The 14,302-nt window shown below is 52.1% G+C and carries 12 protein-coding genes and 1 pseudogene; 10 read left to right on the top strand and 3 right to left on the bottom strand.

The features are described from left to right. Positions 1–4 precede the first annotated feature (4 nt). From ACH5Y9_RS23790 to ACH5Y9_RS23750, 9 genes are all read left to right on the top strand, one after another. Complete coding sequence (locus tag ACH5Y9_RS23790) at positions 5–364, top strand: YajD family HNH nuclease (protein WP_033157754.1); 360 nt, start codon at positions 5–7, stop codon at positions 362–364. Then, positions 364–942 carry a DNA-3-methyladenine glycosylase I gene (locus ACH5Y9_RS23785; RefSeq protein WP_445367816.1) on the top strand — a complete coding sequence of 193 codons (579 nt, stop codon included), beginning with the start codon at positions 364–366 and terminating at the stop codon, positions 940–942. Before ACH5Y9_RS23790 ends, ACH5Y9_RS23785 begins: the two co-directional genes overlap by 1 nt. Next, positions 939–1,418, top strand: a complete 480-nt coding sequence (locus ACH5Y9_RS23780; RefSeq protein ID WP_445367815.1) for a HugZ family pyridoxamine 5'-phosphate oxidase — start codon at positions 939–941, stop codon at positions 1,416–1,418. Before ACH5Y9_RS23785 ends, ACH5Y9_RS23780 begins: the two co-directional genes overlap by 4 nt. 51 nt (positions 1,419–1,469) lie before the next feature. Further along, positions 1,470–4,772 carry an EAL domain-containing protein gene (locus ACH5Y9_RS23775; protein WP_445367814.1) on the top strand — a complete coding sequence of 1,101 codons (3,303 nt, stop codon included), beginning with the start codon at positions 1,470–1,472 and terminating at the stop codon, positions 4,770–4,772. 347 nt (positions 4,773–5,119) lie between these two features. Next, a complete protein-coding gene (locus tag ACH5Y9_RS23770; protein ID WP_445367813.1) occupies positions 5,120–6,085 on the top strand; it encodes an ABC transporter substrate-binding protein in 966 nt (321 codons plus the stop codon). Next, a complete protein-coding gene (locus ACH5Y9_RS23765) occupies positions 6,085–6,846 on the top strand; it encodes an ABC transporter permease (RefSeq protein ID WP_445367812.1) in 762 nt (253 codons plus the stop codon). Before ACH5Y9_RS23770 ends, ACH5Y9_RS23765 begins: the two co-directional genes overlap by 1 nt. Then, positions 6,843–7,586, top strand: a complete 744-nt coding sequence (locus tag ACH5Y9_RS23760) for an ABC transporter ATP-binding protein (protein WP_445369921.1) — start codon at positions 6,843–6,845, stop codon at positions 7,584–7,586. Before ACH5Y9_RS23765 ends, ACH5Y9_RS23760 begins: the two co-directional genes overlap by 4 nt. Before the next feature lies 1 nt (position 7,587). After that, entirely contained in the window at positions 7,588–8,148 is a 561-nt protein-coding gene (locus ACH5Y9_RS23755; protein WP_445367811.1) for a YigZ family protein, read from the top strand. 156 nt (positions 8,149–8,304) lie between these two features. Next, a complete protein-coding gene (locus ACH5Y9_RS23750) occupies positions 8,305–8,466 on the top strand; it encodes a hypothetical protein (RefSeq protein ID WP_020483539.1) in 162 nt (53 codons plus the stop codon). An 84-nt stretch (positions 8,467–8,550) separates the two neighbouring features. Here the strand turns inward: ACH5Y9_RS23750 and djlA are convergent, their stop codons facing one another. Then, the gene (gene djlA / locus ACH5Y9_RS23745; RefSeq protein WP_445367810.1) at positions 8,551–9,354 is read right to left on the bottom strand and encodes a co-chaperone DjlA; all 804 of its coding nucleotides are present in this window, start codon (positions 9,352–9,354) and stop codon (positions 8,551–8,553) included. Between the two features lie 69 nt (positions 9,355–9,423). Here djlA and ACH5Y9_RS23740 point away from each other — a divergent pair. Then, a pseudogene (locus ACH5Y9_RS23740) lies at positions 9,424–10,321 on the top strand (phosphoribosylaminoimidazolesuccinocarboxamide synthase). Between the two features lie 60 nt (positions 10,322–10,381). On the opposite strand, the gene ACH5Y9_RS23735 reads toward ACH5Y9_RS23740, so the two are convergent. Both ACH5Y9_RS23735 and ACH5Y9_RS23730 read right to left on the bottom strand, forming a co-directional pair. Then, the gene (locus ACH5Y9_RS23735; protein WP_445367809.1) at positions 10,382–11,626 is read right to left on the bottom strand and encodes a sialidase family protein; all 1,245 of its coding nucleotides are present in this window, start codon (positions 11,624–11,626) and stop codon (positions 10,382–10,384) included. Between the two features lie 135 nt (positions 11,627–11,761). After that, positions 11,762–14,125 (bottom strand): TonB-dependent receptor, encoded by a 2,364-nt coding sequence (locus ACH5Y9_RS23730; protein ID WP_445367808.1) that lies wholly within the window; start codon positions 14,123–14,125, stop codon positions 11,762–11,764. Positions 14,126–14,302 lie beyond the last annotated feature (177 nt).

Below are 14,302 nucleotides of genomic sequence, written 5' to 3'. Positions count from 1 at the left end.
CCTCATGTCGGATAACAAAGCTTATCACATCGTCGCCGAAGCCCGGCGCTACAAGGAAGAGCGGGAAAAAGGCTACCGCGAGCAAGCCTTAAAACTCTATCCCTGGATATGCGGACGCTGCTCAAGAGAATTCGATCATAAAAACCTGCGCGAATTGACGGTCCACCACATCAATCACGATCACGACCACAATCCGCCCGACGGCAGCAATTGGGAGTTGCTGTGCCTGTATTGCCACGACAACGAACATCAACGTTTTGAAGAGCACGTGCGTTACGGCGGCAAAGCTACTTCAGAAGGCAAAGCGCCTGCTGCCACCTTCAATCCCTTCGCCGATTTGAAAAACCTGATGAAAAAAGACTGATGCCAGGCAAATGCGTGTGGGCGCTGAATAGCTCCAACGAAGAGCATTATCACGATCACGAATGGGGCGTACCGCTGCACGACGAGCAAAAGCTGTTCGAGTTTCTGGTGCTGGAAGGCGCACAAGCCGGCCTCAGTTGGCGAACCATTCTCGATAAACGCGAGGCTTATCGCGCCGCTTTCGATCATTTTGATCCGCTTAAGGTCGCCGCTTACGATCACAAAAAACTGGCGTCATTGCTGCAAAATCCCGGCATCGTCAAGAACCGCCTGAAAATTGAATCCGCGGTAAGCAACGCCCAGGCTTTTTTAAGGGTACAACAGGAATTCGGCGGTTTCGATCAGTACATTTGGCGCTTTGTGGATGGCGAAACCCGGCAAAATAGTTGGCTGAGCCATAGTCAAATACCGGCCTATTCCCCGGAATCGGCCAGCATGTGCAAAGACCTGCAAAAACGCGGCTTTAAATTCGTCGGCAAAACCATCTGCTATGCTTATATGCAGGCGGTGGGCATGGTCAATGATCACACCGTCGATTGCTTCCGCCACGCGCAACTGACTGCTACCACAACACCATGAGTTCCGAACCGCTAGCCGCCGATTACCGGACTTTAATTGCCAACAGCCAAAGCCTGATAATCGCCAGCAGTTCCGAGCTCGGGACAGCCGAAGTCAGCTATGCGCCGTTTCTGGATTACCAAAATACTTATTACATCTACGTCAGCCAATTGGCCCGGCATACCGGCAATATGCTGCGCCAACGTCAAGCATCCATCATGTTTATCGAACCCGAGGCCGAAGCGGTCAACCCGTTTGCCAGACGCCGTTTGATAATCGAATGTGAGGTTGGTGAAATCGACAAAACCCACGCAGCATATACCCAGTTGTTAGATAAGCTGCAACAGCGGTTCGGCGAAACAGTCGCGGTTTTACGCTCCCTAGCGGATTTTCATTTACTGGCACTGACGCCTTTGCGCGGCCAATATGTCGCCGGCTTTGGCAAAGCATTTAGCATGGATGTCGAGAATGGCGTTCTGTTGCCCGCAACTCACTAAAGCGACTGCTTCGCCCAGCCTCGGTGAGAATCAGAGTCCGCCTGTTTAATCATGCCGACAGCTTTTAGATTTTTTCTGCTGAACAGCGCCTTGGCCCTGGCCTATTTTATCGGCGGCTATCTCGGGCATATGCTGGCGATGCAGCCCAGCCATGCCAGCCCAATCTGGCCGTCAGCGGGTATCGCTTTAGCCGCGCTGCTTGGTTATGGCCCCAAATTATTGCCGGGTCTGATCATCGGCAGCTTGGGCACGCAAATTTACGCTTTTGGCGATCTGGCCACCCCGGAAGATTGGTTTACACCGATTTGGGTAGGCGCCGCAGCCAGCGTCGGCGCCATCGCCCAGCCCTTACTCGGAGCGTCCCTGATCAACCGCTGGATTGGCAGACACAATCCGTTGATGGAAGATCGGCATGTCGTCTGGTTTTTCTTGCTGGCAATTGCCAGTTGCTTAATATCGGCTAGCGTCGGCACCAGTTTTCTGTACATTTTCGACACCATCGATGCGGAAGAAATCGGCCTGAACTGGTGTACCTGGTGGATAGGCGATGCAATAGGTACGGTGATCTTCGCGCCCTTGCTACTGTTGTTTATCGGTACCCCGCGGCATATCTGGCGGCAACGGCAAAAATTCGTGGCCTATCCGTTATCGATTTCGCTATTGTTGGTGGTCATCGCCTTCGTCTACAGCCGCAATCTGGAAAATCAACGCCTCAATGGGCTATTCGACAACCAGATTAATCTGACCCATACCAACCTCCAGGAACATTTCAGCGACGATATTCTGAATAATCAGTTATTGAAAGCCTTGTTCGACAGCTCGGAATCGGTCAATCCCAACGAGTTCAGGCTATTTGCCCATACCATTTTCAGCAAACATCCCGAGCTGGAGGCACTGGAATGGATACCCAGAGTCAATGCCGAAGACCGTAGCGCATTCGAACAACAGACAGAAACCACCATTCACGAGCGCAACCGCAATCAGCAATTGATACCAGCTGGTAAGCGGAATGTTTATTTACCCATTGCTTACGCCTTCGGCAACCAGCAAAACATTGGTTTCGACGTTGCCAGCAACCCAAAACTATTAGCGGCAATCCAAAAAGCGATTAATTCCGGCGAAACGGTGGTGACTGACGGCATGGTCTGCGACGACAAACAGCCCTGTTTCGCCATCTACTCCCCGATTTATCTCAAAGGAAAATCGCTAAACACCAGCGCCCAGCGTCAACAGTTTTTTGTCGGATTGGTCTCGAATGTTTTTAAATTAAGCAACGAGATTCAGGAACTGTCCGGACGCTTACAAAGCACACGTTTGTCGGTAGCGATCTATGATCAAGACCAGCTGTTATACCGCAGCACTCCCGAAGGCATTGAATCGAAAACGCATTATTTCCTTCCAAGCAAGCGGCAAGCGCTGGCGGTCGCCGACCGGAATTGGACGCTTGAATATAAACCGCTGCCGGAGTTTTATACGCAACAAAATCCCTGGACGGTTTGGTGGCTGTTGTCCGGAAGCTTTTTGCTCTGCGGCCTGACCAGCTTCGGTTTAATGCTGATGAGCGGACGCACCGCCCGCATCGAAGATTTAGTGGCCCTAAAAACCCGCGATTTGCTGCGTAGCAACCAAGCGCTGAATACCGAGATCGAACGCCGTAAACAGCAGGAAAACGAACTCCGCATCGCCGCAACCACATTCCAGTCGCACGAGGCCATTATCGTCACCGATGCCAATGGGGCAATTTTGCGCGTCAACAATGCTTTTAACAAAATCACCGGTTATAGCGCGGAAGAAGTGATTGGCCGGCAACCGGATTTTCTGTCGTCGACCCATCAAGCTCCCGGATTTATTCAAACTTTGACCCAAGCCTTGGCCAAGGATAACCAATGGCAGGGCGAAATTTTTAATCGGCGCAAAAACGGCGACGTGTTTCCGGAATGGCTGACGGTGACCGGCGTGAGGGACGAACAGGATCGCCTGCTCAATTATGTGGCGATTTTTTCCGACATCAGCGAGAAAAAAGCCGCCGAGCGGGAAATCCATGAACTGGCATTTTACGACCCGCTGACCGGCTTGCCGAACCGGCGTTTGCTGCTGGACCGCCTGAAACAGGAGATCGCTGCCGCCAAACGCCAAAGTTATTACGGTTCGCTGTTTTTTCTGGATTTGGATCACTTCAAAACCCTTAACGATTCGCGCGGCCATCAAGTGGGCGACGAATTGCTGATCCAGGTTGCCCAACGCCTCAAATCCATTATCCGCGACGAAGACACCGCTTGCCGGCTGGGTGGCGACGAATTTATCGTGATGGTGCCTGGCCGTTACTCGCAACTGTCGCAAGCGACCAGTCACGCGGCGATGCTGGCGGAAAAAATCCTGCACACCATCAATCAACCTTTCACGGTTCAGGGCAGCGAACATCACTTTTCCACCAGCATAGGCGTGACCCTGTTTCCCGAGGTGGCCGAACAGCCTGAAGCGGTCATCCAACAGGCGGATACGGCGATGTACCGGGCCAAGGAAAGCGGCCGTAACGGCATCAGTTTTTACCGTCCGTCGATGCAGGAAACGGCCGACCGCCGTTTAACCTTGGAAAAAGAGATTCGTCAGGCGCTGAAACAGCGGCAGTTTTTACTGCACTATCAGGCTCAGGTCGATCACCTCGGCAAAGTAATCAGCGCCGAAGCGCTAATCCGCTGGCAGCATCCGGAAAAGGGCATGATCTCCCCGGCGGAATTTATCCCCATTGCCGAAGATACCCAGCTGATTTTGCCGATAGGCGAATGGGTGATGCGCGAGGCCTGCCGGCAAATCAAAGTGTGGGACGCGCAGAACCTGCCTATTCATCATGTGGCGGTCAACGTCAGTTCCCGGCAATTCCGCCAGGCCGATTTTGTCGACCAAGTAAAACGCATTTTGATCGACGCCGAACTGCCGGCTGAGCGTCTGGTCATCGAACTGACCGAAGGCTGCGTGATCAGCGACATAGACGACACCGTGGAAAAAATGCGCGATTTGCAAACCCTGGGCGTAAAAACCTCCATCGACGATTTCGGTATCGGCTATTCCTCACTGTCTTATTTAAAAAAATTGCCCATCAGCCAATTAAAGATCGATCAGAGTTTCGTCCGCGACATCGCCAGCGACCCCAACGACGCGGTAATTGTGGAGACCATTATCAATATGGCTAAAAACTTAGGTTTACACGTGATTGCCGAGGGCGTGGAAAACCAGGAACAAATGATCTTCTTACGTGATAAAGGCTGCCTATCCTACCAAGGCTATTACACCGGCCGGCCGGTAGCCGCTGCCAGATTTGAGCGGGAAGACAGATTACTTCCCACTGCATCCTAGGCTGTTAAGCCACGGGAAATGTCTACGCCACAGCTTTTAATATTCCAGAATCGGTAAGCCCAGCGCTATCAGCATGCCTTGCCGAAAGGCCGATTTTGCGGCGGTAGCGCAGCTTGCCAATCAGCTGTTTTAACCTAGGCCCTAAATTCCTCCCAGCCCCGCCATGCCGGAACCCCTGGTTACTCGTGTGGTCTAGTGGCCTCGGGCTTTTGGGAATATCGGTCAAACGGTTTGCCCTTAAACCTTGGACAACGCATTCCGCTCCAGACAAATCCGACAAACATTCTCGTATTGGGGGCGGCTGCGTTAAAATCGTTGCGTTAACCATCCGACTAGGGACTTTGCAGATGAATATAAAAACTTGCCTGTTTGCCATTGCCGCTTTATTGCCGCAATTTGCCAACGCCGATGAAAAACCCACCATCCGCATAGGCGCTATGGCCGCCGGCACCTTAAACTGGGAGCTGGCGGCGATGCGCAACCAAGGACTACTGGACAATGCAAAATTCAACGTGGAAAACATCGCGGTTGCCAATCAGCAAGCCGGTAAGGTTGCGCTGCAAGCTGGCTCAGTCGATGTGATCGTCTCCGACTGGATCTGGACGTCCAGCATGCGCAGCACCGGCACCAATTTGAGTTTTTACCCGTTTTCCGATACCTCCGGCGTATTGCTGGTACCGGCCGATAGCCCGATCAAGTCGCTGGCCGATTTAAAAGGTAAAAAACTGGGCATAGCCGGTGGCGAGCTGGATAAGAACTGGCTGCTGTTACAAGCGCTGGGACAGCAACAGCATGTGGACCTGAATACCGGTGTGGAAAAAATCTACGGCGCGCCGCCATTACTGAGCCAGCAACTACTGGAAAAGCGCGTCGATGCCTTGCTGACCTTCTGGCAATTTGCCGCGCATCTTGAAGCGCAAGGTTACCGGGCGCTGTTGAGCGGCGAGGAGATCATCCGCCAACTCGGCATTAGCGAGACAGTGCCCAGCATCGGCTATGTGTTCAAACAGGACTGGGCCGATCAACATAAAGCGGCGTTCAAACAATTCTTGAGTCTCGGCAAGCAAGCTCACGACACCCTGTGCAGTTCCGATGCGGAATGGCAGAAAATTGTGCCGCTCACCGACGCGACCAGTCCGAAAGAACAACAAAAACTCCGGGAGCGTTACTGCCAAGGCCGCGTTGAACAATGGGGCGCCACTCAGCAAAGCGCCGCCGCAAAAATCTACGCCATGCTGCATCAACTCAGCAATAACAAGCTGACCGGCCAATCGGCGCAAATACAAGCGGGGACGTTCTGGTCGGCTGACTAATGTTGACGGGCACTTTTAAACTTAACCAGTCTGCCGTCACACTGCTATCGCTGTTAGCGCTGCTAGGCATCTGGCAGCTGGCGGCTGGCTTGGTCCACAGCCCAACATTACCCTATCCGCTCCAGGTCGCCCAGGTATTTTGGCAAGCAACTCAATCCGGCGAACTACCCTACCATTTAGGGGTTACGCTGCTGCGGCTGCTGGTCAGCTTCTCGATTGCGATGGTATTGGGCTGCGCGATAGGGGTGACGCTGGGTAACAACAAAACCCTCGATGCGTTCTTCGATCACTGGTTGGTAATCTTCCTGAACATTCCTGCGCTGGTCACCATCATCCTTTGCTACGTCTGGTTCGGATTGGCCGAATCGGCGGCGATTCTGGCCGTGGTCATCAATAAACTGCCGAATGTGATTGTCACCATCCGTGAAGGCACGCGGGCACTGGACAAGGATTTATTGGAAATGGCTGCAAGCTACCGTTTCGACCGCAGAAAAACCTTGGCGCATGTGATCTGGCCGCAATTGCATCCGTTCGTGATGGCGGCCACGCGCTCCGGTCTGGCGCTGATCTGGAAAATCATTTTGGTCGTGGAGTTGCTCGGCCGCAGCAACGGGATGGGCTATCAGCTGCATCTGTTTTTTCAATTGTTCGATGTCGCCAGCCTGCTGGCTTATACCTTTGCCTTCGTTGCAGTCATCCAACTGATCGAATGGCTGTTGCTACGGCCGCTGGACCGCAAGGCTTTACGGTGGCGGCGATGAACGATATTACCATCAGCATCCAGGATAAAACTTATCGCTCTGGGCATGCCGAAGACCGCCAACACCAAGCGATTGCCGATTTACAACTCGGCGTGGGCCGCAACGAATTCGTCTGCCTGCTCGGCCCGTCCGGCTGCGGTAAAACCACTTTGCTGAATATGATTGCCGGACTGGATAGTCACTATCAGGGCCAAATTCAAATAGGCCGCCAAGCTACAACTGCCAGAATTGGTTATGTGTTTCAGAATCCTAGATTACTGCCCTGGTATACCGTCCGGCAGAATATCGAAGTGGTATTCGAGGAAACGCCGCCCGCCGCCTTGATCGATTCGTTATTGGCAGACATGCAACTGAGCGACGTGCAGCAGGTTTATCCGGAGCGCTTGTCGCTGGGCATGCAGCGGCGAGTCGCCATCATCCGCGCCTTCGCCATTAATCCGGACATTCTGCTGATGGACGAACCCTTCGTCTCGCTGGATGCGCCCAGCGCCCGGCAGGTCAGAAATCTGTTGTATTCACTGTGGCAACAGCGGCCGCATACAGTACTTTTCGTCAGCCACGACCTGCGCGAGGCGATTGCGCTAGCAGACCGCCTGATTTTTCTATCGCCGCCGCCGATGCGGATCATCAGCGATATTCCGGTCAACATTCCGCGCGAACGGCGTAACGACGAAGCGCAAATCGAAGCGTTTCGCGAGCATCTATTGAGCCAGTATCCGGCAATTACCGGGCTATTGTAAGGTGCGTGTCGTCGTCAAGACTTGTGAAGTCGAGGAGATCATCAAGAAATCCCGCTTCATCGGCATCATCAGCCCCTGCCAGACCGAGCGCGAAGCTTTGTTGTTATTAAAGGATTTGCATCAACGCTTCCCCGACGCCAGCCATATCGTTTACGCTTATCGCATCCAATCGCCGGACGGTCTGATCTGCCGTTTTCACGATGCCGGCGAACCCAGCGGCACCGCCGGTAAGCCGATCTTTCAGCATCTGGAAGGCAAGCAACTGATCAATCTGGTGGTGGCGGTGATTCGCTATTTTGGTGGGGTGAAGCTGGGCGCGGGCGGCTTGACCCGCGCCTACGGCAATGTCGCCAAGCAAGTCATAGAAGCTGCCGACATTGTCGAATACATTGAATTCGCCGAGCTGACATTGAATCTGGATTACCACCGACTACAAGCGCTGGAATACCAGTTAAAAAAACTGGACGGCAGCATTATCGGTCAGGATTTTTCCGATTCGGTCAGGTTAACCGTCAAACTCCCCAAGAGCAATCTACCCGCGCTCAACGCCTTCCTGGATTAAACAAGCTTATAACAAGCCTAGATGACAGCTTTATTTCAATATTGTTTCCCAAAAAGAAACAAGCAATCCACTATTGCCGGCATTGTAAATAAAAAAATAAAGCTTATATTAAAGTCGTCTTCATTGGTATCGACTGTATTCAGTCTAGGAGCAAAAATGAACAAATCGAACAATCTGTATAAAGACGTACTCACCGGCCTGTTTTTCACCACCGGCGTGTTTGGCTTCATGTCTGGCGAGTTCATCATCTCCACCATGCTATTCGGCGCTGCAACCATCGCCAGCAATCTGGATTTTAGCGACTCGTTTCGCGCTTAAGTTTTGTTGTACCTCCCTCGTTGTTAAGCAGTTAATCTGTTTATTTCAAGCCCGTCAGCCGCCTCCGTGGCTGGCGGGCTCTTTTTAAAATCCTCTTGCTTCACGTATCGTTTCGTAGGCTTTCCTGATTTGCTGAGTCTTTTGCTTGGCCATCTGCATCATTTCCTCAGGTAAACCTTTGGCCACCAACTTGTCCGGATGGTGCTGACTCATCAGGCGCCGATAGGCTTTTTTCACTTCAGCATCGTCCGCCGTCGCGGAGATGCCTAACACCGCATAAGCATCTTCCAGTTTTGACGAGCCGGCTTTGGCCGCGTGAAACTGCTCGCCCGACTGCTGAAAACGATGTTGCGCCTGTACTTGGCCTTTGATGATCTGATATTCAAAACGCGATACGCCCAGTTGCGCGCAAATATCCAGTAACAGCTTTTCTTCCTTGGCATCGTAAACGCCGTCGGCAAACGCCGCTTGAATCTGGATTTCCACGAACATCCGCACCAGATTAGTCCGGCGATGACATTCCACCCGAAATTGCCGCAGCACTTCCGTCAACGGAAAATCGACCTGCTTGCCCTGCTGAAACAGTTGAATAGCGGCTTCGCGCAGCTCGGCACTGAGTTCCATATTGTCCATCACCCGTTTAGCCAGCCCGATTTCCTCATTGGAAACCCGCCCGTCGGCCTTGGCGACATGGCCCATCACCGCGAAAGTGGCGGTGAAAAACGCCATTTGCACGCGCTGCTGATCGCCGGGATTAAATGACTCGCCGGCCATCCCGTCCAGTCCGGCATCGAACTGATGCCCTACCGACGCACCGAAAATCGCCCCCAACGGCCCACCCAACATAAATCCAAACGCCCCACCTACCAACTTGCCCAGCCAACTCATGCGTTTCCTACCCTCAACAGGTTTAATGATAAAATTGCAGCCACTTTTCACTGACTCCACACACGTATTATGAATGCCCCCGCCGCACTTTACGAATCTTCCCTGCCGCATTTGAAATTGCTCGGCCGCGGCAAAGTCCGCGACATGTACGAAATAGACGATAAGCATTTGCTGATCGTCACCTCCGACCGGATGTCGGCGTTCGACGTGATCATGCCCGATCCGATTCCCGGCAAAGGCCGCGTGTTGACTACAGTGAGTAATTTTTGGTTCGAAAAAATGCGCGATATTATTCCCAATCATTTAAGCGACGATTTGACGCTAGCAGACGTGATTCCCGACCCTGATTTAAGAGCGCAAGTGGAAGGCCGGGCCATCATCGTCAAACGCCTGAAACCGCTACCGGTGGAAGCCATCGTGCGCGGCTACCTGATTGGCTCGGGTTGGAAGGATTATCAAAACAGCGGCTCGGTGTGCGGTATCGAATTGCCGGCCGGCTTGCAACAGGCGCAACAATTGCCGCAGCCGATTTACACGCCGTCCAGCAAGGCCGAAATGGGCACCCATGACGAAAACATCAGCTTCGCCGATACGGTAGCGTTAATGGGAGAGGAACTGGCCGACAAAGTGCGCGACGCCAGTTTGCAGCTCTACACAACCGCGGTCTGATTACGCTCGCGAACGCGGCATCATCATCGCCGATACCAAATTCGAATTTGGCCTGGACGAAGACGGCACCCTATACTTGATCGACGAAGCGTTGACCCCCGATTCCTCGCGCTTTTGGCCGGTCGAGCAATATCAAGTCGGCATCAGCCCGCCTAGCTTCGACAAACAATATCTACGCGATTATCTGGAAACCTTGGATTGGAACAAAACCGCGCCTGGTCCGAAATTGCCGGAAGAAGTTAGCAGAAAATGCGCGGAAAAATATCGGGAAGCCGAGTTGAAACTGATCGGAAATTGAAGAGCCGTTCAGCCAAAGCCATCCCGCGCCACTAGCGGGATGGCTTTGGATCACTAAAACCTAAATCGGCTTGAATTGATAACCCTGCGCGGTTTGCCAGGATAGAAAAACACTCTCACCATCGCTCAACAGAAAAGCATCGTCCGCGCTTTCCGCCGTTTTAGCCACGACTTCGGGTTGCGACCAACTCAGTCCGCCATCATTAGACTTAATCAACTGCAACAGATTATGGCTGCCGTCGAATTCCGACCAGACCACCACTACCTGCTCGCCCTTGGCAAACACGTTGGGATGTTTGGCGCCTTGATTGCCGAAATGGTAGGCCGGCGAATAACTTAGGCCGCCATCCTTGGAGTGGCCGTAAAACAAGCCTTGTTTATCAGCGGCTCCGCTGAACCATACCGAATGGTAAACGCCATTGTCGGCAACTGATAAGGCCGGGCCATGATGCGGACAAGCATCGATTTTCCAGTTTTCTTGGCTGACGCGCTGCACCGCTCCAGGGGTGTGCCAATCCTTAAATTTAACCAGCGCATGATCGCGGATATTGCCTTCATAAACATGCCGCCACAGCACCACCGGCAAATTGTCGGCATCTATTTCTACACCCAAACGGCAGCATTCACAGCTATGCGGTGCCACGGTTTTGTTGGGATAGAAGCTTTTGCCGCCATTGTCCGACCAGGCGTAATACACGGCAGTACCTGCAAACTCTTGCTTAGCGGCCTTGGCTTTTTCCTTGTCGCGCGCATCCAGCCAAGCCACAAAAATCTCGCCATTCTTCCCCACCGCCAACGCATCGAAACGGTGGCCGATTACGTCCAGATTGTCGTTGACCGTCACCGGCTTGGAAAAACTTTTTCCGCCGTCCGTCGAGCGACTGAAGCGAATGTTGCCAGTATGGCGTTTTTCCAAATTTTGGGTCCAGGTCAGGTAGATATTGCCTTGCGCATCGAGTTTGATTTTTGGCCGGTATTCACCGCGCGCAGCAATAGCTTCCGGCTCGGCGTTTACCGCAACCGGTGAGGAAAAGCTCCGACCTTTATCGGTAGACGATTGCACATAGATATGATCGCGAACCACCCAAGCCAACCACAGCACGCCGCTATTGTCGAAAGTCGCGGTGACCGTCTCGGAACATCCAATTGCCGGACTGGTTTGCAGATCAGCGCACAATGCTTTTTGGTCGGTATGCTGTTCAAGCTTAGCTGCCTCAGCGCCTTGCTTACTTGTGATCGGCTCGTTGGCACATGCAGTCAAAATCAACGAGGCAACCATTGCCAAAGGAAGTTGAAATTTCATCATCGTCTTTTAGTAAGTGTCCGGAAAGTTACGAACATTTTTACCCGTTTGACCGGGAAAAATTAAACTGTGTCATTTAACGCACGACCAGGATTAGATGAGCTCTGCCTATCCTGGTTGAATACATTTAATAACCGCTTAATAGTTAAATTTCAATTCTGCGATATAGGTGCGCTGCGGAAACACGTGGAACAGCCAATATTTTTCGTTGGTAATATTGTCGATACCTGCTGAAAGCGTCAGTTGCTTGGTCAGTTGATATTTGGCACGGGTATCCACAACGAAAAACGCGCTGCCGGTGCCGGTATAAGTATCCGGATTGACGTCGCTGTTATCGATTTGCCCATATTGTTGACTGCTATAGCGTCCACTGATAGAGGACGTAAAATCTTTAGTCACATGATATGTGGCCGTGGCACTAGCGCGCCACTCCGGCACTCTGGGCTGATACTTGCCGACAGACGCAGGCAGGGCCGCATTTTTATCGATGCGCGAATTCGCCCAGGTCACGTTACCCGACAAATCCAGGCCATCGATAACGACATTACTGTGCTCGCCGGAAAACTCCCATCCGTAGGTGCTGATCTGGTCGATGTTCTGCGCATACGATAATGTCGAGTTAGTGACAGGACTGAAAGTCGTTTGACTGTAGATGGCATCGTAGACTTTTTCGTGGAATAAGCTCAAACGCAACGAACCTTCGCTCAGAAAATATTGCGCGGAAAGCTCGGAAGACAATGCCTCTTCAGGCTTTAGCGTTGGATTGGGATTCACAATATTTGAGGTGCCGCTGACGGTGATATTGGTACCCTGGAACAGTTCCGTCACCGTTGGGAAACGGTAAGCCTGAGCAATAGAGCTGGTAAATTTCCAGCTATCAGTCGGCTTCCAGGCCAGCGAGGCTTTTGGCGAAAATCTTAAATCGCTACGGTTAGACTGATTGATCGTTCTGCCGTTTGAACCGGTGTTAGTGCCATCGAAGGCGTTCCAGTTCTCCAAACGTCCGCCCAAGGTCAGCGTCCAATCCGGATCAAATGTCCATGCGTCTTGAATCCAGACCGCGTTGGTTTCGGTCTTGCCTTGCGAATTGGTATTTAAGCGGACTGGTGCACCGTAGATCCAATTGGAGGTTACATATTGTTGGTTGTTTAATTCGTAAAGATCATGATGAAACCCAAAGCTGACATGATGCGGTCCCCATGCGGAATCCGGACGCCATATACCTTTAGCATCCACAGTATGCCAACCGGTGTCGTTTAGGCTGGTAAGAGTTCCCGCACCGCCTGCTGCGGCGAGATTGGGCGCAACAGTGGGCGCGCGTTGCTCATCCTGACCATAATTGATCACACTGCCGGTCAGTTCCCAATCGAAAATACCGCCGGTGTTCGATTTTAGAGCCATACCGTGCGACCAATGCATCTGCTGGTAATCGTTCTCGGCAAACGTCGAACCCAGATTATAGTTTCGACCGTTCATATTGATTAGGCCGCTATTAACCGGCGCTCCGGTAGTGGCACTGCGCAAGTAGCTATTGAAGCCCCCGCTTTCGTCGTTTTGCCACAAACCCAATGTGTAGGAGGCTTTTAGCGTGGGCGTAATGTCGTAAGCCAGTTTCCACTTAAAATTATCCTGCACCGTATGCCTGATATTGCCTTCGCCTATGGCAAAGATTCTTTGGGAGCCGCTTCTATCGACATCGCCGACGGCGCCGGTAACGGGTACGCCACCCGTGCCGGAACTAGTGGGAAGATATGTATAACTGATAGGCTGGCTGTGCGCATCCAAATGACTGACGTCAAAGCGCCAGGAAAAGTCGCCGTGTCGGCTACCCAGATTGGCCGTGTACTGCTGGGAGTCATAGACATCGGTATGGCCGTAAACATCGTATTCTTGCCAAGTAGACTGCACGCCGCCGCCAGCCTCGAATTTCTCAGGCATCCGCGTCGTAATATCAACGACACCGCCTATCGAGTTTCCGCCGTAGGCTGCGGAAAACGGTCCGTACATCACATCAACCCGCTCAATTTCTGACGGTGAGACCATATTCCAGCGCGGCGAACCGGTCATGCTGTTGTTATTGCCCAGCAACGACGATAGCAAAATGCCGTCCGCATAAATCAAGCTGCGCGCACTGGAACCGGTCCCGGAAGTACGCATAGCCACGGGCATTTCCTTGTCGCCGATATAACGTTTGCGCACCAGGATATTAGGCAAATACTTGATGGCATCCTCAGTGTTCATTACGTTGATGGTATCTTCCATCTTCTCGCGGGTAACGCTTTCGGTAACAGCAGGCAATTTGTATTTTTCGGTAGCCGTTTGCGTAGCGGCTTTTCCGCTTTCGGCGGTAACCGTCATTTCCGGCAATACTGCGGTTTGATTACTACCGGTTTTGTTGTCTGCCTTGCCATCTTCGGTCGCCGAGACTCCCGGCAACACAGTAAGCAGCATTGCCCCCATTAAATAGGGCTTGGCGCCAAGTTTGATTTTTGCGTGTTTCATAGGTTTAAAAATTGCGAAGGTATGCGGTTTGTTCTTGCTAAGGACTAATTGTCGGCAAAAGCGCTATTTAAAACACCAACAGTTTCTGGTGATCTCACACACTTTAAAACAACCATTTGTAGATATAAGCAATTTATAACCCTAAATACAATTGTGCTTTTTTATCAATCAATTAAT

This window comes from Methylomonas sp. BW4-1 (genome assembly GCF_052474385.1).
The sequence above is the reverse complement of the archived record's forward strand: the minus strand, read 5'-3'. Positions and strand labels throughout refer to the sequence as shown.

Excerpts from the sequence above, each read along its gene's own strand:
- ACH5Y9_RS23790 (WP_033157754.1), top strand. The coding sequence starts at position 5 with ATGTCGGATAACAAAGCTTATCACATCGTCGCCGAAGCCCGGCGCTAC.
- ACH5Y9_RS23785 (WP_445367816.1), top strand. The coding sequence starts at position 364 with ATGCCAGGCAAATGCGTGTGGGCGCTGAATAGCTCCAACGAAGAGCAT.
- ACH5Y9_RS23780 (WP_445367815.1), top strand. The coding sequence starts at position 939 with ATGAGTTCCGAACCGCTAGCCGCCGATTACCGGACTTTAATTGCCAAC.
- ACH5Y9_RS23775 (WP_445367814.1), top strand. The coding sequence starts at position 1,470 with ATGCCGACAGCTTTTAGATTTTTTCTGCTGAACAGCGCCTTGGCCCTG.
- ACH5Y9_RS23770 (WP_445367813.1), top strand. The coding sequence starts at position 5,120 with ATGAATATAAAAACTTGCCTGTTTGCCATTGCCGCTTTATTGCCGCAA.
- ACH5Y9_RS23765 (WP_445367812.1), top strand. The coding sequence starts at position 6,085 with ATGTTGACGGGCACTTTTAAACTTAACCAGTCTGCCGTCACACTGCTA.
- ACH5Y9_RS23760 (WP_445369921.1), top strand. The coding sequence starts at position 6,843 with ATGAACGATATTACCATCAGCATCCAGGATAAAACTTATCGCTCTGGG.
- ACH5Y9_RS23750 (WP_020483539.1), top strand. The coding sequence starts at position 8,305 with ATGAACAAATCGAACAATCTGTATAAAGACGTACTCACCGGCCTGTTT.
- djlA (WP_445367810.1), bottom strand. The coding sequence starts at position 9,354 with ATGAGTTGGCTGGGCAAGTTGGTAGGTGGGGCGTTTGGATTTATGTTG.
- ACH5Y9_RS23735 (WP_445367809.1), bottom strand. The coding sequence starts at position 11,626 with ATGATGAAATTTCAACTTCCTTTGGCAATGGTTGCCTCGTTGATTTTG.
- ACH5Y9_RS23730 (WP_445367808.1), bottom strand. The coding sequence starts at position 14,125 with ATGAAACACGCAAAAATCAAACTTGGCGCCAAGCCCTATTTAATGGGG.